The sequence below is a fragment of the Lacinutrix sp. Hel_I_90 genome, assembly GCF_000934685.1.
Lineage (GTDB): Bacteria > Bacteroidota > Bacteroidia > Flavobacteriales > Flavobacteriaceae > Lacinutrix.
In genome coordinates this window covers 2,365,616-2,386,621 of the sequence record NZ_JYNQ01000001.1, presented here as the reverse complement: position 1 = coordinate 2,386,621, position 21,006 = coordinate 2,365,616, and the positions used below count along the sequence as shown (strand labels likewise).

The following is a 21,006-nucleotide window of genomic DNA, read 5'->3' as shown; positions in this document are numbered from 1 at the left end:
GTATTTTTGCTTCCGATAGATTTTAAATCTTTTAATGCAACAATATCATATTTCTCGAAATACGTCTTTCTACGCCATTGGCTTAAGTTATAAAAAAGCTGATGCCGAGATTCGTGGACACTTTAGTTTGACTGAGGATGCAAAAATAAATTTGCTTAATCAGGCAAAAACAAATGGTATTGAAAGTATCATCGTAAGTTCGACTTGTAACAGAACTGAAATTTTTGGTTTTGCGGAACACCCTTTTCAACTCATTCAACTCCTTTGTGAAAACACCAATGGAACTGTTGAAGAATTTCAAAAAGTGGCTTATGTCTATAAAAACAAAGACGCCATTTCGCACATGTTTCGTGTGGGCTCTGGTTTAGATAGTCAGATTTTAGGCGATTTTGAAATTATTAGTCAGTTAAAAACCAGTGCGCGTATTTCAAAAAAACAAGGGTTGTTGAATCCTTTTATTGAGCGTTTAGTAAATGCGGTGATTCAAGCGAGCAAACGTATTAAAACAGAAACCAATATTTCTTCAGGCGCAACCTCTGTGTCATTTGCCTCGGTACAATATATTATGAGGCGTTTTGAAAACGTTTCTGAAAAAAACATTTTGCTTTTTGGAACAGGGAAAATAGGAAGAAACACTTGTGAAAACTTGGTGAAACACACCAAAAATGAGCATATCACTTTAATTAATAGAACCAAAGGCAAAGCGGAAGCTGTTGCTGGTAAATTTAACCTTATCGTTAAAGATTACGCCAATCTTCAGGAAGAGATTAATGCTTCCGACATCTTGATTGTAGCTACTGGCGCGCAAAACCCAACAATTGACAAACACATTATACAGTCTAAAAAAGAGTTATTAATTTTAGATTTATCGATTCCCAAAAACGTTAATAACAATGTTTCTGAGTTGAGCAATGTCACCTTAATTCACTTAGATGATTTGTCGCAGATTACTGATGAAACCTTAGAAAACAGAAAACAACACATCCCATTAGCTGAAAGCATTATTGAAGACGTAAAAAGCGAATTCAATAGCTGGTTAGAAACCAGAAAGTTTGCACCAACAATAAAAGCACTAAAAAGTAAGTTGCATGATTTTAAAAACGCTGAATTAGATACGCAGCGCAAGAAAATGGCTGGCTTTAACGAAGAACAAGCCGAATTGATTAGCAATAAACTCATTCAAAAAATAACAAACCATTTCGCCCATCACTTAAAAGATGACGCGTTTTCTACAAACGAAAGTCTGGAACTTATCCAAAAAGTATTTCAGTTACAACCAACAAAGCATGTCTAAAATAATAAGAATTGGTACGCGTGATAGCGAATTAGCCCTCTATCAGGCCAATGCTGTAAAACAACAATTAGAATTTTTAGGACACAAAACTGTTTTAGTACCTATAAAATCTACAGGTGATTTAGTGCTCGACAAACCCTTGTACGAACTCGGAATTACGGGTATTTTTACACGCACTTTAGACATTGCGATGCTTAATGGAGATATTGATATTGCGGTACATTCGCTAAAAGATGTGCCCACCGTTTTACCAAAAGGCATTGTTCAAGCTGCCGTTTTAAAACGGGGTAACGTACGCGACACTTTAGTCTACAAAAACACTGAAGAGTTTTTAGGCTATAGAGAAGCCGTGATTGCTACTGGCAGTTTACGTCGTCGTGCACAATGGCTTAACCGCTATCCAACACATACTATCGAGGAGATTCGTGGTAACGTAAACACAAGACTCCAAAAACTAGAAGATACAGCACATTGGAATGGTGCTATTTTCGCTGCCGCTGGTATTGGCAGATTAGAGTTAAGACCTGAAGAAGCTGTTAATTTAGAGTGGATGATTCCGGCACCAGCACAAGGCGCTATCATGATTGCTGCTTTAGAAGAAGATCAAGAGACGAGAACCATTCTCTCTGAAATTAATCACGAAGAAACAGAAATTTGCACAGGCATAGAGCGCGAATTTTTAAACCGGTTAGAAGGAGGTTGTACGGCACCAATAGGAGCTTTAGCTTATATAAAAGATGAGGTAGTAAACTTTGACGCTGTGCTTTTAAGTAATGACGGTAGTAAAAAAATAACCGTGTCTCGTGTTAAAAAAGTAGGAGAGCATTACGATTTAGCCGAATGGTGTGCCAATTATGTGATTGAAAAGGGCGGCAAACGCCTCATGGATGATCTTAGAAAATCAAGTAAGCCAACCAATATCTATTCTACAAAATCGTTTACAGAAGCCCAAAAACAACTCTTTCACGAAAAAGTTGTGGCAGAAAGCAGCGATTTTATTAAAATTAGTTTGAATCGTATCCCTCCGAGATTTTTAAAACATGAGATTCAGAATGTAGTTATTACTAGTCAAAATGCGGTGGAAGCCTTACTTACTAATTTCTCAGCAATAGAATTACAATTTAAAAACATTTATTGCGTAGGTCGTCGCACAAAGCGCAGCATAGAAAACAGAATCGGTAAAGTAACCCATAGTGAAAAGAATGCTAAAAAACTTTCTGAATATTTAGTCGAATTTATGGAAGGAAGCGAAGTTACTTATTTCTGTAGTGATTTAAGACTAGACGAGTTACCTACCATATTAGCAGAAAATAACATTAAGGTTAACGAGGTTGAAGCCTACCAAACAAAGATGGATGGTGTAAACATAAATGAAAGTATTGAAGGGGTTCTATTTTATAGCCCATCTACAGTACAAAGTTTTAAACAAGAAAACACTGTTGATGAGGGTATGATTGCTTTTTGCATTGGAGAAACCACGGCTAAAGAAGCAAGTAAACATTTTAAAGATGTAAGAGTTGCCAAAGTACCCACTGTGGAAAGTGTGATAGAGTTGGTTAATGCCCATTATGTTTAAAAACTTTTAGGTTTTTAACTTTAGGCAAGAATAAGTAATGAAAGACTTTAGAATCCTTGGAAATTTTAATAACATTGTTGAAATTTTCAAGCAAGTTTAGAAGACATCAAATAGAGAGTTGACAGAGCGGCCGATCGTGCTACCTTGGAAAGGTAGTGTACTTGCAAAGGTACCAAGGGTTCGAATCCCTTACTCTCTGCAATAGCTAACATAGTTACCACTATTAATTTTATAGTATAAACTAGGTTAGCTTTTAATAGTATAAAACAGCTGAAACTTATAAAAAACATAAGCAGCCAAGAGTTAAAAGCTAGCAATGATAAAAAACGATTTATTTTTAAGAGCATTAAAAGGAGAAACAGTTGAGCGCCCACCAGTTTGGATGATGCGTCAAGCAGGTCGTTACTTACCAGAATTCATGGAAATAAAGGCAAAGTACGATTTCTTCACCCGTTGCCAAACACCAGAATTAGCAAGTGAAATCACAGTACAACCTATTCGCCGTTACGGTATGGATGCTGCTATTTTGTTTTGCGATATTTTAGTAATACCGCAAGCCATGAATATCGAGGTACAAATGAAACCCAACTTTGGCCCGTATTTACCAAACCCTATACGCACTCAAAAAGACGTTGACACTGTCATTGTTCCAGATGTAAAAGAAAGTTTAAGTTACGTTTACGAAGCGATAAAAGCAACCAAGGAAAAGCTGAATGACGAAGTGCCATTAATTGGTTTCGCGGGTTCACCATGGACAATCCTTTGCTATTGCGTACAAGGCCAAGGCAGTAAAAACTTTGATAAGGCTAAAGAATTTTGTTTTACAAATCCAGTCGCTGCACATCAATTATTACAAAAAATCACAGATACAACCATTGCCTATTTAAAAGAAAAAGTGAAAGCGGGTGTTAATGCCGTTCAAGTATTTGATTCTTGGGGAGGTATGTTGTCTCCCGTAGATTACCAAGAGTTTTCTTGGCAGTATATTCAACAAATTATTAATGCGTTAAAAGACGAAACGCCGGTTATCGCTTTTGGTAAAGGCTGTTGGTTTGCACTTAATGAAATGTCAAAATCTGGTGCTGCTGCTTTGGGTATCGATTGGACATGTTCTGCGCGAAATGCAAGGTATTTAACAGGTGGTAATATTACACTACAAGGCAACTTTGATCCTACAAGATTGTTCTCGCCACCTAGTGAAATTAAAAAAATGGTAAACCAAATGATTAATGAATTTGGAAAAGACAAATACATTGTAAATTTAGGTCATGGTATTTTACCAAACATCCCGTTAGACCATGCAAAAGCCTTTATTGACGCAGTGAAAGAGTACAAAAGCCCTTCTTAACCTTCCCAAAAGGAAGACGCTACTACCGTTAAGAAAGCTAAATATATGAGTTTCCTTTCCGAGCTTGTGCTGAGCGCAGTCGAAGTGGAAAGGATTAAGGACAGGATTATGATAAAAAACATTTTAAAAGGGATTAAAGCCTATACCGGAACGTTTGCCTTAATCTCAAAATTAAAACTTTGGAAATACTTCTTAGTCCCAATAATCATTAGCATTCTAACGGCAACGATTATTGGTATTACCGCTTACGGTTTATCTGATAATATAGGACGACTCATCGCTAAAATTTGGATTTGGGATTGGGGAAAAGAAACATTCACCTCAATTTCTAGTGTAATTGGTGCGATTGCAATTTTGGCGATTGGACTAATTGTATATAAACATATCATCATGGCGTTATCGGCGCCTTTTATGAGTCCTGTCTCAGAAAAAATCGAAATGCATTTAACAGGAATTGAAAATCAAGAGCGCCGCAAGACCTCTTTTAAAGAACAGCTTTGGCGAGGTATTCGTATTAACCTTAGAAACCTTTTAAAGGAACTTCTAATTTCCATTCCGCTTTTATTATTAAAATTTATTCCCGGCGTTAATATAATTTCTACACTAGTATTATTATTAGTACAAGCTTATTATGCTGGTTTTGGAAACATGGATTACACTTTAGAACGGCATTTTAAATACCATGAAAGTATTCGGTTTGTTAGAAAACATCGTGGAATAGCTATAGGAAATGGCATTGTTTTTATATTGGTTTTATTCATTCCTTTTATTGGTATTATACTCGTCCTACCTTTGAGTGTCACTGCAGCATCATTAAAAACAGTTAACATTTTAAAGGAAGAAAAGGTAGTGCTATCAAAAGAAATTTCTGGGCAATGATTGCACAATTTGACGCATATTCTATAGACCAAATTCAAGAAAAGGATGCTTGGAAAATTTGTGATTTTATGGTAGCCAATGAAGCACGATTCAAACACTATTTCCCAAAAACATTAGAGCAAAACCTAACACCAACATTATCTGAGTTATTTGTTCAAAAAATGCTGAAACAATCCCGATTAAAAGAAGCGTTTCTGTTCACTTTAAAACATGAAGAGACCAGAGAGCTTGCAGGTATTATTTATATCAAAAAAATCGATTGGCATAAAAAACAAGGCGAATTCTCCTATTGTATTGGGTATTCTTTTGAAGGGCAAAACCTAACCTCAAGAGCTATAAAAACACTATCAGATTACGCCTTCGTAACATTAGGTTTGCAAACGCTTCAAATTATCTCACACAAGGACAACCTAGGAAGTATAAAAGTGGCCTTGAAAAACCATTTTAAATGGCAAAAAACATTAGAAAATGAATTTACTCCAGTTGGTGGACAACCATTAAACATGGAGCTATATGAATTATATCGCAATCATTAAATTACAGAGAACCTGCAAGGTTTTGAAAGCCTTCAACGTCCAAAAAGTAAATAGAATACTATTACCATGAAAGATAAATTCTTCAACTACATACACGAATTACAAGACACCATTACTTCTGCTTTTGAAACCATGGATGGGAAAGCGAAATTTAAAGAAGATATTTGGGAGCGCCCGGAAGGCGGCGGCGGACGAACACGTGTCATTGAAAACGGAAACCTCATCGAAAAAGGTGGTGTCAACATTTCTGGCGTGCACGGAAAACTACCAGATAGTATGCAACAGTACTTTGGAGTCGAAGATGCTGATTTTTTTGCTTGTGGATTAAGCTTAGTGATTCACCCAAAGAGCCCAATGATTCCAACAGTTCACGCCAATTGGCGTTACTTTGAAATGTATGATCAAGACGGCAATATTGTAGACCAATGGTTTGGTGGCGGTCAAGATCTTACTCCCTATTATTTGTTTGAAGAAGATGCAATACACTTTCATCAAACCTGCAAAACCGCTTGTAACAAGCATAATGATGAGTTTTACAAAACATACAAGGCACGTTGCGACGATTATTTTTATAATACACATCGCAATGAGGGCCGTGGTGTTGGCGGACTGTTTTTCGATTATTGTAAGGCATCAGATGACATGAGCATGCAAAACTGGTACGATTTCGTAACTGAAGTTGGCAACAGTTTCGTAGAAGCCTATCTTCCTATAATGGAAAAGCGAAAAGCGTTGCCCTATACTGAAGCGCAACGTACATGGCAGGAAATTCGTCGTGGGCGTTATGTAGAATTCAATTTAGTGCATGACAAAGGCACCCTTTTCGGATTAAAAACCAACGGAAGGATAGAAAGTATACTAATGAGTTTACCGCCACATGTTCAGTGGGTTTACGACCACCATCCAGAAGCGGGAAGTGAAGAAGAAAAACTAATTAAAGTATTACAAAACCCCATCGATTGGGTTTAATAGAATAAAATGAATTGTTACTGCGGAAGTTTAAAAACCTATAGCGAATGTTGTGAAAAAGCACATAAAGACAGCAGGCAGGCGGTTACTGCCGAGCAACTTATGCGTTCCCGATATAGCGCGTTTGTATTGGCTAATGGTGAATATTTAATGCATACGCATCACGTTTCTACCCGACCAGTAAAAGAAAAGAAAGCTATAGTCGCATGGGCAAAATCAGTGCAATGGATAACATTAGAAGTGTTAGAAACCTTTAAAGGTCTGGAGAATGATACTGAAGGCACTGTAACATTTAATGCCTATTTTTATGAAAACGGAAAAGTGGATAGCATTCATGAAAAATCTGCTTTTGTAAAAGAAAACAACCACTGGAAATACTTAGGCCTAAGTCATTAAAAAACAACTGCAGAGCTCATCTGCAAACTGAAAACTTTATATATGTATCCCATAAGAAGAAACCGAAGATTAAGAACCAACGAAGCCATTAGAAGCTTAGTTAGAGAGACCATTATTTCACCAAACGACTTTTTAGTGCCCTTATTTATCGTGGAAGGCAAAGGCATAAAGGAAGAAATTGCTTCTATGCCCAATTACTACCGTTTCAGTTTAGATTTATTGGAAGCTGAAGTCAAAGAACTATGGAACCTCGGTTTAAAATCGGTGCTACTTTTTGTAAAAGTCCCCAATAATTTAAAAGACAATAAAGGCACAGAAGCCTTAAACTCGAACGGATTAATGCAACGTGCTATTAAAACAGTGAAGAGTGTTTGTCCAGAGATGTTAGTCATGACCGATGTAGCCCTTGACCCTTACTCCTCTTATGGTCATGATGGCATTATTGAAAACGGAAAAATAGTTAATGATACTACCGTTCACGTTTTAGCAGAAATGAGCTTGTCTCATGCACAGGCTGGTGCCGATTTTGTCGCACCAAGCGATATGATGGATGGTCGTATTTTGGCTATTCGTGAAACCCTAGAAGATGAAGGCTTTACAGATACAGGTATTATGAGTTATTCGGCGAAATATGCTTCAGCTTTTTATGGGCCTTTTCGTGATGCTCTAGATTCTGCGCCTGCCGCTATAAAAGACATTCCGAAAGACAAAAAAACCTACCAAATGGATTATGCCAATCGTTTTGAAGCCATAAAGGAAACGGAAATGGATATAGACGAAGGCGCAGACATCGTAATGGTAAAACCAGGTTTATGCTATTTAGATATCGTTCGTGAAATTAAAAATGCAGTAGATGTGCCTGTTGCAGTGTATCAGGTCTCTGGTGAATATGCGATGCTAAAAGCGGCCTCTGAAAGAGGTTGGTTAGATCATGATGCTGTAATGATGGAGCAAGTAACCGCGATTAAACGTGCTGGCGCCGATGTGATTGCTAGTTATTTTGCTAAAGATGTTGTGAAATTAATTTCGTAACCCGGGAACGTTTGCTTCTTTTAGTTTTACAGAATATGCTTTCAGGATGACTTTTGAGGAAAAAAAGTAAAATAAAACGCCCATGTTATCATAAGTATTGCTTAAAATTTAGAACGCTAGCAATAAAATGCTTTCTAATATTATTTCGTACACAGATAGTAATTAATAATTTTTAACTTAGCAACAAACTCTAAACACACAATGACCTTACTCCTCCTTTACGGAATCATTTCAATAGTCTTCTCTTTTTTATGCTCTATTCTGGAAGCCGTTTTACTAACGGTGACCCCAACTTTTGTAAATTTAAAAAAGAAAGAAGGTAAAAATTATGCACTCGCTCTCGAGGCTTTAAAAAAAGATGTTGACCGTCCGTTAATTGCTATTCTAACACTAAATACTATTGCGCATACTGTGGGTGCTATTTTAGTTGGTAAAGAGGCGGAACAATTGTATGGTGATGGCGAAAGTTACGGAGTCTTTATTGTATCGGCAGTCATGACGCTTTTAATACTGGTGGCTTCAGAGATTATCCCAAAAACAATAGGCGCCACCTATTGGAAAAGTCTGGCAAATTTTACCACTAAAGCATTAAGAGTTTTAATATTTCCTTTAAAATATACTGGTTTACTGTGGTTGATGCAATTAACAACACGCTTAGTTGGCGGCAAAGGTCATGGTAGTGTTTTTAGTAGAGAAGGCTTTTTAGTTATGGCAGATATAGCGCATGAAGAAGGCGTATTCTTAGAAAATGAAAGTAAGATAATAAAGAACTTACTAACCTTTAAAGAGATTTATGCTAAAGATGTAATGACACCACGAACGGTTATGAAGACGGTAAATGAGGACTGCACTGTCGAAGATTTCTTTAACAACAACATGAACGTTCGTTTTTCAAGAATTCCTATATATACGGGGAACGAAGACAACATTAAAGGCCTCGTTTTAAAAGATGAAGTCTTTAAAGAAATGGCTCTGGGAAACGGTTCTAAAAAGTTATTAGATTTAAAACGAAACATTATTATCGTGACTCGCGATTTACCAATTCCGAAATTATTTGAACAACTGGTAGAAAGCCGAAACCATTTGGCCCTAGTGGTTGATGAATATGGAACAGTAAGTGGTTTGGTTACTATGGAAGATGTGATTGAAACCTTGTTAGGTCTAGAAATAATGGATGAGAGTGATAATGTGTCTGACTTACAATTACAAGCCCGACAAAACTGGGAAGCCAGAGCAAAGAAACTCGGTATTATAGATAATATAGAAGACGAAAACTAATGGAAACCTGCTACATCAACTCGCCATTAGGAATCACAAAGATTATGGGTGATGAGGAGGGTGTTGTTTCCGTTACAGTATTAAATTATAACACATTCGAAGAGGCTAGCGAAGACGCGCCAGATAATCTATCCTTCCAGCGAAAGCGGGAATCCAAGGAAAAAGTTTCAGACGTTATTCCCGAAGTTCTAGAAGATTGTGTTCTTCAGCTTAATGAATATTTTCAGGGCACACGAGAGCAATTCAGCTTAAAACTCAATCCGCAAGGCACAGTGTTTCAAGAACGCGTTTGGGATGCTTTGCTAAGCATTCCGTATGGTAAAACAACGTCCTATTTAGAACTCTCAAAGCAATTAGGTGATGTTAAAGCTATTCGTGCGGTCGCTAGTGCCAACGGTAAAAATCCTTTATGGATTATTGTGCCTTGTCACCGTGTGATAGGTAGTGATGGTCGTTTAACGGGATACGCTGGTGGATTACATAGAAAAAAATGGCTTCTGGAACATGAAAGTCCTTACAAACAACAATCCTTATTCTAAATGTATAGAGTCATCACAAACATTCTTAAGCGCTTTTTAAAAGCGTCAACTATCTACAAATATGGATTCAATTGGTCGCCAATGTACCGACGATCTACTGGGCGACTCGTTGAAGTTAGTGACGATTTACATTATGTTAAAATCCAAATAAAGCTCAGTTGGAAAAATAGAAACTATGCCGGCTCTCTATTTGGTGGCAGTATGTTGGCTGCGACAGATCCTATTTACATGATTCAGCTCATTCAAATTTTAGGCGATGATTATGTCGTTTGGGATAAAGCCGTGACGGCAAACTATAAACGCCCGGGTAAAGGTGTGCTTAGCGGTGATTTCGCTTTTTCGGCTGAAGAAATAACAGAGCTCAAAAAAAAAGTAGCTGAAAACAATCAAATGGACCTCATTAAAACCATGAAACTAATTAACGCAAAAGATGAAGTCGTAGCTGAGTTTTCAAAAACGATTTACGTTGCTCAAAAAGCATTTTATAAAGAGAAATTGAAGCTTAGAAAAGCAGAAACCACTCGCTAAACAAGATTTTTTTAAATCTAGAGACGAGGTAAATTTAATTTCCTATATTTATTACTCTAAACTAAATTATTTCAATGACGTTCCTAAAAAAGTTTCTTGCCGTTTTAGTGATCCTTTTTGGATTGCTAATTGCCACACTATATATTACAGATACAGACTATTTAATAAAAGCCGTGCGTACTATTTACCTACGAGGGTACACGACTGCTTTTTTAGACGATTATAAAAAGTTTGATAACAGAACCGTTCCTAATGGTACGCCGCAACCTTGGCCAAATCACAATGACTATAATTCTGTTGCAGAAACTGAATCTTTAGACAAAGCGAATAATGACTGGGGCACCGTCGCTTACGTCATTATTAAAAATGATAGTATTTGGTATGAAAAATATTACGATAACTATAGCGACAGTTCAAAATCGAACTCTTTTTCTATGGCAAAAAGCTATGTCTCTGGTTTATTAGGGAAAGCAATAATGGATGGGGACATTAAAAGTTTAGACCAACCAGTTTGCGATTTTCTTCCAGCATTTTGTGAGGGCTTAGCCGCTAAAATGACCGTTGGCGATCTCTCTTCTATGAGTTCTGGCACCAATTGGGATGAAGCTTATTATTCGCCATTATCGATTACTACGCGCGCTTATTTTGATGATGATTTAGCCAAAGTTATGAATGGTTTAAAAGTTGTAACAGAACCTGGACAAGCGTTTAAGTATGCCAGTGGAGACACCCAAATGTTAGCCATGGTTATTGAAAAAGCAACGGGTAAAAAAATGTATGACTATTTAGCAGAAAGCTTCTGGAAACCCTTAGGCTCAGAACACCCAACCCTCTGGCAAGTGGACAGTGACGAAAACGATCTGGTAAAAGCCTATTGTTGTATCGCGAGCAATGCTAAAGATTTTGCGCGTTTTGGAAAATTGTATAAAGATCATGGCAAGTGGAATGGTAAACAAGTTTTAGATTCTGCTTTTGTAGCGAAATCACTCAAGCCGCGTCATAGCAAGATGTATGGCTATGGTTGGTGGTTAAAAACACACAAAGGCAAAGACTTTAAAATGATGCGTGGTCACTTAGGACAGTATGTTATCGTACAGCCAGAAGACAACGTGATTATCGTGCGCTTAGGGCACCAAAAATCGCCAGATGCCGGCGTTGGCCGCTTTACAGACGATATCTCTCTATATATTGATGAGGCTTACGAGATGTTAAATAAATAAACTTATTAATGCGAGTCCTCTCAAAAACTTCAGGAAAAGTGACATGCTATGATATCAAAACTTAATCTTGAACACATTCTCTTTTTAGACATTGAAACCGTTCCGGAAACACAACATTTTTCTGAATTAGATAAAACGAAGCAAGAGCTTTGGGAAGCCAAATCGCGGTACCAGAGAAAAGAAGAGTTTAATGCTGAAGAATTCTACGACCGCGCAGGCATTTGGGCAGAGTTTGGGAAGATCATTTGTATTTCGGTTGGATATTTTACCCTGCAAGGTGACACCCGTTTGTTTCGTACGACCTCTTTTTATGGCGAAGAACCTGATTTGTTAAGAGACTTTAAAAACTTATTGATTTCGCATTTTAGCCAAGCGAAACACTTGCTTTGTGCGCATAATGGTAAAGAATTCGATTTCCCATATATTGCCAGACGCATGATTATTCATAATATCGAATTGCCATATAAACTCAATCTCTTCGGTAAAAAACCTTGGGAAGTGCCACATTTAGACACATTAGAACTCTGGAAATTTGGTGATTACAAAACCTATACCTCTTTAAAACTCATGACTAATGTTCTAGGGATTCCTTCGCCTAAAGATGATATTGATGGTAGTGAGGTGTATAAAACCTATTATGAAGAAAAAGACATCGACCGCATTATTACCTACTGTGAAAAAGATACGATTGCGGTGGCTCAAATTTTCTTGAGATTGCGCGGTGATACTATTTTATCCGCAGATGAGATTATTCATGTATAAGTAATAATAGGGGTTACAATACTTCTTTTCTGGAAAAAATTGCGATGAAGCGTCTATTTCTCTCAATACAACTAGCCAAATCAACTTACAAGAAGCATTTTACTATCATTAATTATTTCGATTTCCTCTTTATGTTGTAACCAAGAAATCAACTATTATAATGATGCCGAATTATCCACACTATTAACTGAAAAGATTATAAGTGACCAAAGTATTCAGGTCTTACCTGAACTGACTGATCCCTTTTTTGAAATTTTAGACGCCATTAAAGTTTCGAATAATTTGACGCGTCAATACTATTACTTCTAAAGTATAGACCACTTCTTTTTCTATGTCAAAACTATAGATATTATCTTTGAGTTTACTTTAAAAACTAACCTAGCGCAAAAAGGATGGAACGGTATGTTTGAAATCCTTTTTGGCACAAAAAGATTGAGTAGTGACCGCCTGGTTTTTGCCTTTTTCTGGCAAAAATTTGCCCAAAAAAAATACAAATAAAAAGCCCAAACTTTCGCTTGGACTTTTCACATAATTAGTAGTTGGTTAGAATACTATAATTATTCTTTAATAAATCTTTTTATTTTGGTTTTCTCTCCAATATTCAACTGTATGATATACATTCCTGCTTCTAATTTTGAAACATCAATCGTATCACTATATCTCCCTTTAATTACGGTTTGTCCTAACATATTATTAATTTCAAAACTTTGTGCTCTAAAGCCCATTAATGCTATTTTTAGTTCTTGCTCAACTGGGTTTGGATATAATTTAAACTGTTGGTCTAAATTATCTGCTCTAGTAGTTACTGAAGCTAACCCAGAAGCAAAGCCTGAACTTGCTAAACAGAAGTTCGTGGTCTCAGAGCTTGTAAAAGCCCCTCCAGAAGCTAACGTGACTCCTGTATCAGAATTAGTTAATGTGTATGAACCATTCCCATACGCACAACAAATACCATCTCCATAAGTATCAGTGACGATTAAATTATAACAGCCATCATCTAAACAGCCAACAGCAATATTTAAAGTTGAACCATCTGGTTGTGATCCATAAGTGCCTCCAGAGGCAACAGTTGATCCCGATCCATTTACAATAGACCATGCCGTTTCTTCTGGATAATTATCAAACGTAAAAGAAAGCGTTACATTAGAACAGCCTGGTGGTGGTCCTCCATCAGAGGATACGCCAACATTATCAATAGCGATATCTGCTTGCCAAGTATTGCCGGTTAAACGATTAAATCGCAGTTGCACACTGTCTCCAACATAATTGGCAAGGTCTAAATTAACAGATTGCCATGCATTTCCTTGTGAAGCACCAGATTCAGACCAAATCGTAGTCCAGGTTGCTCCGTCATTATCACTAGCTTCTACAGAAATACTACCGAGATCATTGGCGCCGTTCATATGGTAATCAAAAGTGAAATTAGCTTGAGAAACCGAACTCAGATCAAAACAAGGGGAATTCAAAATAGCCCTTTTACTTGGGTAATTAGGAGAAGATGCTTCTACATATACATACCAAGATCCCGATGACCCCGATGCAGGTCCTGTGTTAGAAGAAGGTGTTCCTCCACTATCACGTGTCCAGTTTAAATCGTCTCCACTGGCTTGCGTCCAAGCGCCTAATCCGCTCTCGAAACTTTCACTATATGGAAAAGCGGAAACACCCGCAGTACATCCTGAGCTCACCGCTGTCACATTAATAGTTCTTATTTCGGGTGTCGCTGCATTTCCTGCCGCATCGCTTACATTATAAGTAATTATATACGTGCCTGCAACGGTCGTATTTACCGTTCCTGTAGTAACAATACTTGATGTTATGTTTCCATCAACATTATCTGTTGCAGTAGCTCCTTGATCGTTATACGAATCTCCAACTAATAGGTTAATAGTAGCACTGCCTATTAATGTAATTACTGGAGCAATGGTATCTACTGCTCCTGCTTGAATATTTACGGTGTAATCTTCCACTTCTCCATACTGGAACGATTCACAAGCGGCAGGTGCCGCATTATACTTCATTGAAACCCGCATTCTTGTTGGGCCATTAGTAGCCGTATTTGGTACTGTAAAGGTTCCACTTACTGGTGTTGCTTGTGTGGGTGCTTGAGAAAACACTTGTTCTCCGGCATCTGTAAAATCACCATCTTTATTATAATCAATCCAAACGGCATAAGCTTCATTATAAACGGTACCTGTCCAAGTTGGCGTAATTGTAATAGTAGATGCTGATCCTTTTGCTAAATTTGTGGATTGTGCAGTAAAATCTGAATAGAACTGTGCTCCAGAGCTATTGTTAATAGTCCCTAATTGTACTCTAGAGATATACTCATCGTTAACATTTGTACTTGCAGAAGCACAGTAATTTAACTGTATTTGAGTTGTTGTGAAACTAACAGAGGCACTATAGGCTGAATTACTTCCGCCTGAACATTTACTTCTTACCTGCGCTTCATATTGCGTTAAAGCCGTTAGTCCCGATAAAGCTAGAGACGTTCCTGTCACCGCATTCGTTGTCCAGGTTGTTGTTCCTGTTTTTCTATAACGCAAATCGTATGTTGCAGCAGGTACCGCTGTCCAGCTTAAAGTTGCTGTTGAAGCCCCAACATTTGACGCCGCTAAACTTACCGGCACAGTAGCTACACAAGATACTGGCGTTCCAATAGTAAAATTATTATTAGAAATATCAAAGAAAATATTATTAGCGCCTTTTACCATGATTCTGTTTTGAGACCCTTGGTTATTAGGTACAACAATATCCTGCGCGCCATCATTTGGTACGCCCGTAGCCAAAGAAATTGGATAGGTATTCCCGCCATCTGTAGACAGAAAAATATCAACATTAGCGGCGTTTACGCCATTTCCTGTTGTTCCCGCAACATTCCAAGTTACCGACTGCGTTGTTCCTGCGTTCCAGGTTACATTTGTATTTGGCGTATTAACAATAAATGGTCCGGCCGCACCATTGACTGATATTGCCATATCATCACTATTATTATTGGCGCCGCCAGCTCTATTATCTCGAACAGTTAACCTAAAATTTAAACTTCTTGCCACATTAGGAACCGCTTCCCATTCCCAAGCTGTTGCGCCTGTTTTAATGGTTGCTAATCTTGGAAAATACCTTTTAGTGTTCGTCGTAGGGAGGTAAGACCTAAAAGCTGGGCCAGTCGTAGCGGTTACACTAGGTTTTTGTGTGGCTGAATTATTTTCATCTATTTGCTCCCAGCAATAAGTTAATACATCTTGTGAATTCGCATCAGAACCTGCTCCTGTTAATACAAAAGCTGTTCCTTTTGGAATCGTATAATTGGATCCAGCGTTAGCTGTAGGCACAGCATTACCTGTATTGGTATTTATTTGACAGCTTGTTGACTTTACATAATCTGTTATCTGTTCTATAGTAATCGCATGAAAATACGGATCGCTATTTTGTTGTACATCTGTATTGGCTCCTGTAATTCCGGCATAACCCATTATTGTGCTTCCACTTCCTGGTTCCATTTGTACATTCGTGCCTTCATTTCCCCCATGTGTCCAGGTATGGTTTCCACCAAACTGATGTCCAAGTTCATGTGCAACATAATCTACATCAAAAGGATCACCTTCTGGATCTTGTCTTGAAGTAAATCCGCTACCTTTTTGTCCATTAACACAGACACAGCCTATACAACCGGCATTACCATTATTAGAGGCTTTTGCAAACAAGTGCCCTACATCATAATTTGCTTCACCAATAACATTAGTTAAAGTGTTTTGTAAAGCACTATTAAAACCACCAGAAGTAGAGCCATAGGGGTCTGTAGACGCATTGGTGTAAATAACGGCGTCTGTATTAGCAATTAATATCATGGTGACATTAAAATCATTTTCAAAAATACCGTTGACTCTCGTCATGGTTGTATTAATAGCGGCTAATGCTAATGTTTTTGTGCCGCCATGATACGTCGTATATTCTGCAGTAGTAGATACGGCTAATCTATAGGTTCTTAAAATAGAATCATCTGCATTTCTAAATGCAGCATTATTACCCAACAATGTTTTATTAGCGGCATCAGTAACTTGGCATTCAAAATCATCATACGTGGTTGTTTTGTCTTCTCTTTTGTAGACTGTATAATGTAAACCATCATTAGTATAGGGCTCAATAAAAGCGGCAGGTTTTCCCGCAGATAGCCGCATACTCTGCAAACCTAGGGGTGAAACGCTAAAACGAATTCTTGATGAAGGATCGCTTATACCTTGTCCTGCATAAGATTTAATTCCTGGATATTTAGCTTCTAAATCAGGATGCATTACTGAGGCTTCAAAGATTCTAAAACTCTCAAATTCTCCTTTCTCGTTAGGAAACGCAATAATAACATTAGAGTTTTTAGTTGCTGAATCTCTTTTGGGCGCTTTGGTTAACGCTTGTTTTAAACCTTCAAGGTTTAAATGGTAAGTTGCCGTTGTTGGCAAGTTTTGTTTACTTGCTTTAACTTGAGAAATTGCTGCTGGCGCTTTTTTTTGCCACAGTGATTTGCTTTGAGAAAAAGCAAACGCTGTAGACATAAAAAAAGCTAATAGTAATAGTTTTTTCATGAGGGTGGTTTAAAAGATTAATTAACTTTATGTGATATTTTTAATTAAATTATCACTTTTTTAACAAATATTAACAGATTAAATCAGAAATTTTGATAAAACAGGCAAAATAAATAAACATGCCATACAAATTACGGTGTTTACCGTAATGAGTTGTTTAAAAAACATAAAAAAGCCCAAGCTTTCGCTTGGGCTTTAAACCTAATTATGAGTTAATTAGAATACTTTAATTATTCTTTTATAAATCTTTTTATTTTGGTTTTCTCTCCAATATTCAACTGCATGATATATATTCCTGCTTCTAATTTTGAAACATCAATAGTATCACTATATCTCCCTTTAATTACGGTTTGTCCTAGCATATTATTAATTTCAAAACTTTGTGCTCTAAAGCCCATTAATGATATTTTTAGTTCTTCCTCAACAGGGTTTGGATATAATTTAAAGTGTTGGTCTAAATTATCTGCTCTAACAGGTTCTGACGTTAACCCAGCAGCAAAGCCTGAACTTGCTAAACAGAAGTTAGTGGTCTCAGAGCTTGTAAAAGCTCCCCCAGAAGCTAACGTCCCTCCTGTATCAGAATTAGTTAATGTGTATGAACCACTCCCGTAAGCACAACAAATACCATCTCCATAAGTATCAGTGACAATTAAATTATAACAGCCATCATCTAAACATCCAACAGCAATATTTAAAGTTGAGCCATCTGGTTGAGATCCGTAGGTCCCTCCAGAGGCAACAGTCGTCCCCGATCCATTTACAATAGACCATGCCGTTTCTTCTGGATAATTATCAAACGTAAAAGAAAGCGTTACATTAGAACAGCTTGTTGGTGGTCCTCCATCAGTGGATACGCCAACATTATCAATAGCGATATCTGCTTGCCAAGTATTACCGGTTAAACGATTAAATCGTAGTTGCACACTGTCTCCAACATAATTGGCAAGGTCTAAATTAACAGATTGCCATACATTTCCTTGTGAAGCACCAGATTCAGACCAAATAGTTGTCCAGGTTGCTCCGTCATTATCACTCGCTTCTACTGAAATACTACCTAAATCATTGGCGCCGTTCATATGGTAATCAAAAGTGAAATTAGCTTGAGAAACCGAACTCAGATTAAAACAAGGCGAATTCAAAATAGCCCTTTTACTTGGGTAATTAGGAGAAGATGCTTCTACATATACATACCAAGATCCCGATGACCCCGATGCAGGTCCTGTACTAGAAGAAGGTGTTCCACCACTATCACGTGTCCAGTTTAAATCGTCTCCACTAGCTTGCGTCCAAGCGCCTAATCCGCTCTCGAAACTTTCACTATATGGAAAAGCACTAATACCTCCTGCACATCCTCCCGGTGGTGTGTCTGATAATGTGGTTACACTAACAGCATTACTTGCCGCCGATTCATTTCCTGCCGCATCTTGCGCTTTAACAGTAAACGAATAGGTTGTATTCGCTGTTAAACCTGTTACAATCGATGACGTTGCAGTTACTGTTCCTAAACTTGTAGCTCCCTGAAAAACTTCGTAACCTGTAACACCCACGTTATCTGTAGACGCGGTCCAAGATAAATTAGTTGTTGTTTGCGTTGTTCCTGAAGCGGCTAAGCTTGTAGGAGCAGTTGGTGCTTGCGTATCTTGATTGGTTGTAGTAACGCTAAACGCATCAATTGCAATATCGCCTTGCCAAGAGGTATTTGTTGTTCCTCTAAATCTTAATTGCACTGTTTCTCCAGCATAAGCCGAAAGACCTACATTCTCACTCACCCAGGCAGCACCTTGATCTCCCGTTTTAATCCATACTTCTGTCCAGGTTTGTTCGCCATCTAATCTGGCTTCCAGTCTAATCGTTCCTACTGAATCTCCTGTCATTTGATAATGAAAATTCGCAGTTGGACTAGCGACTCCTGTAAAGTCGAAACAAGGTGAATTTAGAATGGTGTTTTTTCCTCCAAAATTTGGGCTAGAAGCTTCGACGTATATATAATGTGTTCCTTCAAAAGCTCCTGCTGGACCTGTATTGCTAGAAGGTGTTCCTCCGGTTCTAAGTGTCCAATCAAAATCGTCTCCAGTGCCTTGAGACCATGAGCCTAAAGTATTTTCAAAACCTTCATTGTAAGGAAAACTTGCAATAGTAGAATCACAATCTACGGGTATTGGGTCACCACATCCACTTGTAAATGAAATTATTTGATCATTATTAGTATTTGTACCACCATTTGAATTTTCTACAGCATCTATTCCAACCCCTCTTTTGGCAAAAGCATCCCAAATTAAACAATTGTATTGTCCGCCATAAAGATCTTGATCAGCTTGAAGAATACCATCACGCCCAGAAACAAAGCCCGGATTATTTGCTGTATTCTTAAGGCCTTCAATAACGAGTGCCATTGCTATATTATTTCCTCCATTACCTGTATATAAATTTGAATCATACCCTACCAAATCTATAAGATCCCAGGTCATATCCCAAAGAATAGTTGCAAAACCATAGCCTACACCATGAGGTACTGATAGACCAGAAATATCGCCATAATCTGTGCTATTAACTGCAAAATCTGTAGAATATCGCGTAGGGCGAATTCCTGCACCATTTGTAGCTTGACCTATAGCATAGGTTCCAACCCCACGAGCAGTATTTCTATCATCGCCTTGACGTATTGTAAGTACTAGACCTAACCAGTCTGACCAGCCTTCTCCCATTTGCTCAGAACCTCCTAATACATTAGAGTTTGGCCCACCTACTAAACGTGTTGAAATACCATGCCCATACTCATGAGCAATAATTACATTGTCCAAATCACCATCTCTAGTAGGATTTGTAAATAGAAACATTTGCATTCTAGGGTTACTACCATCTGGTGGCGTCGCGAAGTTTGCATTATTCGTACCACTTCCATCTTGAGCGTCTGCGTTTACAGAATCACTACCAGCCCCGCCTTTACCATAATTGTTTTCTTGAAAATTTCCAGAAGCTTCAGTAAAACCATATTGATAAAATACATCATGCATAATATTATTCCAATAGAATAGATTTGTTGTTGCAGCCGGTAAAAATGTTGAAGGACTATTATTCAAATTTAATGCGAAATCAAAATTTAATGCGCTACCTCCATTAGGAGAAACACCAGTTCCATTATTTCCATTGGTGTCTTCTTGTGCCCATACATTGTTTCCTCTAGTTATTGTAAATTCTGCTCCAGAACTACCGTTCGTATCATGCCATCCAAAAGGCGAGGCCAAGGCATTAGCAGGATCTGTTACTATCGTTCTGTTTCCGTGATTTGGACTTTCTATCCCTATCGGGAATACATTATAAGAACCTCCGCCAACTAAAGCCTCCGCTGTTGTAGTCGCTTCATAAAAGAAGGGGGCAGCTTTTTCTAATGTGGGCGTAGCCTCACTATTGTGATTGTGGTTTTTATGATTAGGATCCTCAAAATTACAAGAGACAACCCAGTCTTCAGTATACAGTACTTGCCCTGTGCTTGCGTCTACGTTTTCGCTCCACCAATGTTTCCCGTCGGCTTGATATAGATTCACATTCCAGACCAACTTCAGCTTACCGTCATAAACTTGATACATTAACTTAGCTTTAATAGGCTCTTCACTTATTCCTGAGTTTCTGTACTCGTTAACACCTTCCTTGTTTTTAGTGCCTCTAAGTGTTGGGCTCTGTAAACCATGCTTCCTAATTGTTTTTAATATCGCGGTTTCTGGTGTAATTGAGGGAATTGACGTCGCTGTTTTGGATGCTATATCTGTAACAAATTGATTAAGCTTATAAGTCACTTGGTTATTTTTAACTGTTAACTTATAACTAGCAAATTGAATGGGAATGTTGTTGTGGTACTGCTGTACATAAACATGCTGAATTTCCGGATTCAAGGAGGGAACGACATCTGAAATTTTCCATTCAGATAAATCTGCTTTTTTTGAATCTGATACTTCAGAAATACTATTAAAATAGTTCTGAACGACACCATCCAATTGCTTTTGGCAGAATGAGGTTTGTACTGCAAAAATTAGCAGTAAAAACAATTTGTAACTGTTTTTCATAATGATAA

General features: G+C 37.8%; 15 protein-coding genes and 1 tRNA gene. 14 read left to right on the top strand and 2 right to left on the bottom strand.

The window, feature by feature from the left end:
• Positions 1-34: 34 nt before the first annotated feature.
• The 14 genes from hemA to GQ46_RS10455 all read left to right on the top strand — a co-directional run bounded on the left by hemA (position 35) and on the right by GQ46_RS10455 (position 12,357).
• Positions 35-1,294: a glutamyl-tRNA reductase gene (hemA, locus tag GQ46_RS10520; protein WP_044401537.1), complete on the top strand. Its 1,260-nt coding sequence runs from the start codon at positions 35-37 to the stop codon at positions 1,292-1,294.
• Positions 1,287-2,870 (top strand): hydroxymethylbilane synthase, encoded by a 1,584-nt coding sequence (hemC, locus tag GQ46_RS10515; protein WP_044401536.1) that lies wholly within the window; start codon positions 1,287-1,289, stop codon positions 2,868-2,870. Before hemA ends, hemC begins: the two co-directional genes overlap by 8 nt.
• 112 nt (positions 2,871-2,982) lie before the next feature.
• Positions 2,983-3,069, top strand: a tRNA-Ser gene (locus GQ46_RS17750).
• A gap of 117 nt (positions 3,070-3,186) precedes the next feature.
• A complete protein-coding gene (gene hemE / locus GQ46_RS10505; RefSeq protein ID WP_044401533.1) occupies positions 3,187-4,218 on the top strand; it encodes a uroporphyrinogen decarboxylase in 1,032 nt (343 codons plus the stop codon).
• Between the two features lie 108 nt (positions 4,219-4,326).
• On the top strand, positions 4,327-5,097 hold the full coding sequence (locus tag GQ46_RS10500) for an EI24 domain-containing protein (RefSeq protein ID WP_044401531.1): 771 nt from the start codon (positions 4,327-4,329) through the stop codon (positions 5,095-5,097).
• Complete coding sequence (locus GQ46_RS10495; protein WP_044401529.1) at positions 5,094-5,633, top strand: GNAT family N-acetyltransferase; 540 nt, start codon at positions 5,094-5,096, stop codon at positions 5,631-5,633. Before GQ46_RS10500 ends, GQ46_RS10495 begins: the two co-directional genes overlap by 4 nt.
• A 66-nt stretch (positions 5,634-5,699) precedes the next feature.
• Complete coding sequence (hemF, locus tag GQ46_RS10490; RefSeq protein ID WP_044401527.1) at positions 5,700-6,602, top strand: oxygen-dependent coproporphyrinogen oxidase; 903 nt, start codon at positions 5,700-5,702, stop codon at positions 6,600-6,602.
• A 9-nt stretch (positions 6,603-6,611) separates the two neighbouring features.
• Positions 6,612-6,998 carry a YchJ family protein gene (locus GQ46_RS10485; protein ID WP_044401523.1) on the top strand — a complete coding sequence of 129 codons (387 nt, stop codon included), beginning with the start codon at positions 6,612-6,614 and terminating at the stop codon, positions 6,996-6,998.
• A 42-nt stretch (positions 6,999-7,040) separates the two neighbouring features.
• Positions 7,041-8,030 (top strand): porphobilinogen synthase, encoded by a 990-nt coding sequence (gene hemB / locus GQ46_RS10480; protein WP_044401520.1) that lies wholly within the window; start codon positions 7,041-7,043, stop codon positions 8,028-8,030.
• A gap of 201 nt (positions 8,031-8,231) precedes the next feature.
• A complete protein-coding gene (locus tag GQ46_RS10475) occupies positions 8,232-9,308 on the top strand; it encodes a CNNM domain-containing protein (RefSeq protein ID WP_044401517.1) in 1,077 nt (358 codons plus the stop codon).
• Entirely contained in the window at positions 9,308-9,847 is a 540-nt protein-coding gene (locus tag GQ46_RS10470; RefSeq protein WP_044401514.1) for a methylated-DNA--[protein]-cysteine S-methyltransferase, read from the top strand. Before GQ46_RS10475 ends, GQ46_RS10470 begins: the two co-directional genes overlap by 1 nt.
• Entirely contained in the window at positions 9,848-10,375 is a 528-nt protein-coding gene (locus tag GQ46_RS10465) for a DUF4442 domain-containing protein (RefSeq protein WP_044401511.1), read from the top strand.
• 74 nt (positions 10,376-10,449) lie between these two features.
• Positions 10,450-11,595, top strand: coding sequence for a serine hydrolase (locus GQ46_RS10460; protein WP_044401508.1), 1,146 nt, complete (start codon positions 10,450-10,452; stop codon positions 11,593-11,595).
• Between the two features lie 48 nt (positions 11,596-11,643).
• On the top strand, positions 11,644-12,357 hold the full coding sequence (locus GQ46_RS10455; RefSeq protein WP_044401505.1) for a 3'-5' exonuclease: 714 nt from the start codon (positions 11,644-11,646) through the stop codon (positions 12,355-12,357).
• 557 nt (positions 12,358-12,914) lie between these two features.
• Here the strand turns inward: GQ46_RS10455 and GQ46_RS10450 are convergent.
• Together GQ46_RS10450 and GQ46_RS17160 are read right to left on the bottom strand one after the other, a co-directional pair.
• Positions 12,915-16,937 (bottom strand): reprolysin-like metallopeptidase, encoded by a 4,023-nt coding sequence (locus GQ46_RS10450; RefSeq protein WP_052503454.1) that lies wholly within the window; start codon positions 16,935-16,937, stop codon positions 12,915-12,917.
• A 230-nt stretch (positions 16,938-17,167) separates the two neighbouring features.
• Complete coding sequence (locus GQ46_RS17160; protein ID WP_197077351.1) at positions 17,168-20,980, bottom strand: M36 family metallopeptidase; 3,813 nt, start codon at positions 20,978-20,980, stop codon at positions 17,168-17,170.
• Positions 20,981-21,006: the final 26 nt, after the last annotated feature.

Excerpts from the sequence above, each read along its gene's own strand:
- hemA (WP_044401537.1), top strand. The coding sequence starts at position 35 with ATGCAACAATATCATATTTCTCGAAATACGTCTTTCTACGCCATTGGC.
- hemC (WP_044401536.1), top strand. The coding sequence starts at position 1,287 with ATGTCTAAAATAATAAGAATTGGTACGCGTGATAGCGAATTAGCCCTC.
- hemE (WP_044401533.1), top strand. The coding sequence starts at position 3,187 with ATGATAAAAAACGATTTATTTTTAAGAGCATTAAAAGGAGAAACAGTT.
- GQ46_RS10500 (WP_044401531.1), top strand. The coding sequence starts at position 4,327 with ATGATAAAAAACATTTTAAAAGGGATTAAAGCCTATACCGGAACGTTT.
- GQ46_RS10495 (WP_044401529.1), top strand. The coding sequence starts at position 5,094 with ATGATTGCACAATTTGACGCATATTCTATAGACCAAATTCAAGAAAAG.
- hemF (WP_044401527.1), top strand. The coding sequence starts at position 5,700 with ATGAAAGATAAATTCTTCAACTACATACACGAATTACAAGACACCATT.
- GQ46_RS10485 (WP_044401523.1), top strand. The coding sequence starts at position 6,612 with ATGAATTGTTACTGCGGAAGTTTAAAAACCTATAGCGAATGTTGTGAA.
- hemB (WP_044401520.1), top strand. The coding sequence starts at position 7,041 with ATGTATCCCATAAGAAGAAACCGAAGATTAAGAACCAACGAAGCCATT.
- GQ46_RS10475 (WP_044401517.1), top strand. The coding sequence starts at position 8,232 with ATGACCTTACTCCTCCTTTACGGAATCATTTCAATAGTCTTCTCTTTT.
- GQ46_RS10470 (WP_044401514.1), top strand. The coding sequence starts at position 9,308 with ATGGAAACCTGCTACATCAACTCGCCATTAGGAATCACAAAGATTATG.
- GQ46_RS10465 (WP_044401511.1), top strand. The coding sequence starts at position 9,848 with ATGTATAGAGTCATCACAAACATTCTTAAGCGCTTTTTAAAAGCGTCA.
- GQ46_RS10460 (WP_044401508.1), top strand. The coding sequence starts at position 10,450 with ATGACGTTCCTAAAAAAGTTTCTTGCCGTTTTAGTGATCCTTTTTGGA.
- GQ46_RS10455 (WP_044401505.1), top strand. The coding sequence starts at position 11,644 with ATGATATCAAAACTTAATCTTGAACACATTCTCTTTTTAGACATTGAA.
- GQ46_RS10450 (WP_052503454.1), bottom strand. The coding sequence starts at position 16,937 with ATGAAAAAACTATTACTATTAGCTTTTTTTATGTCTACAGCGTTTGCT.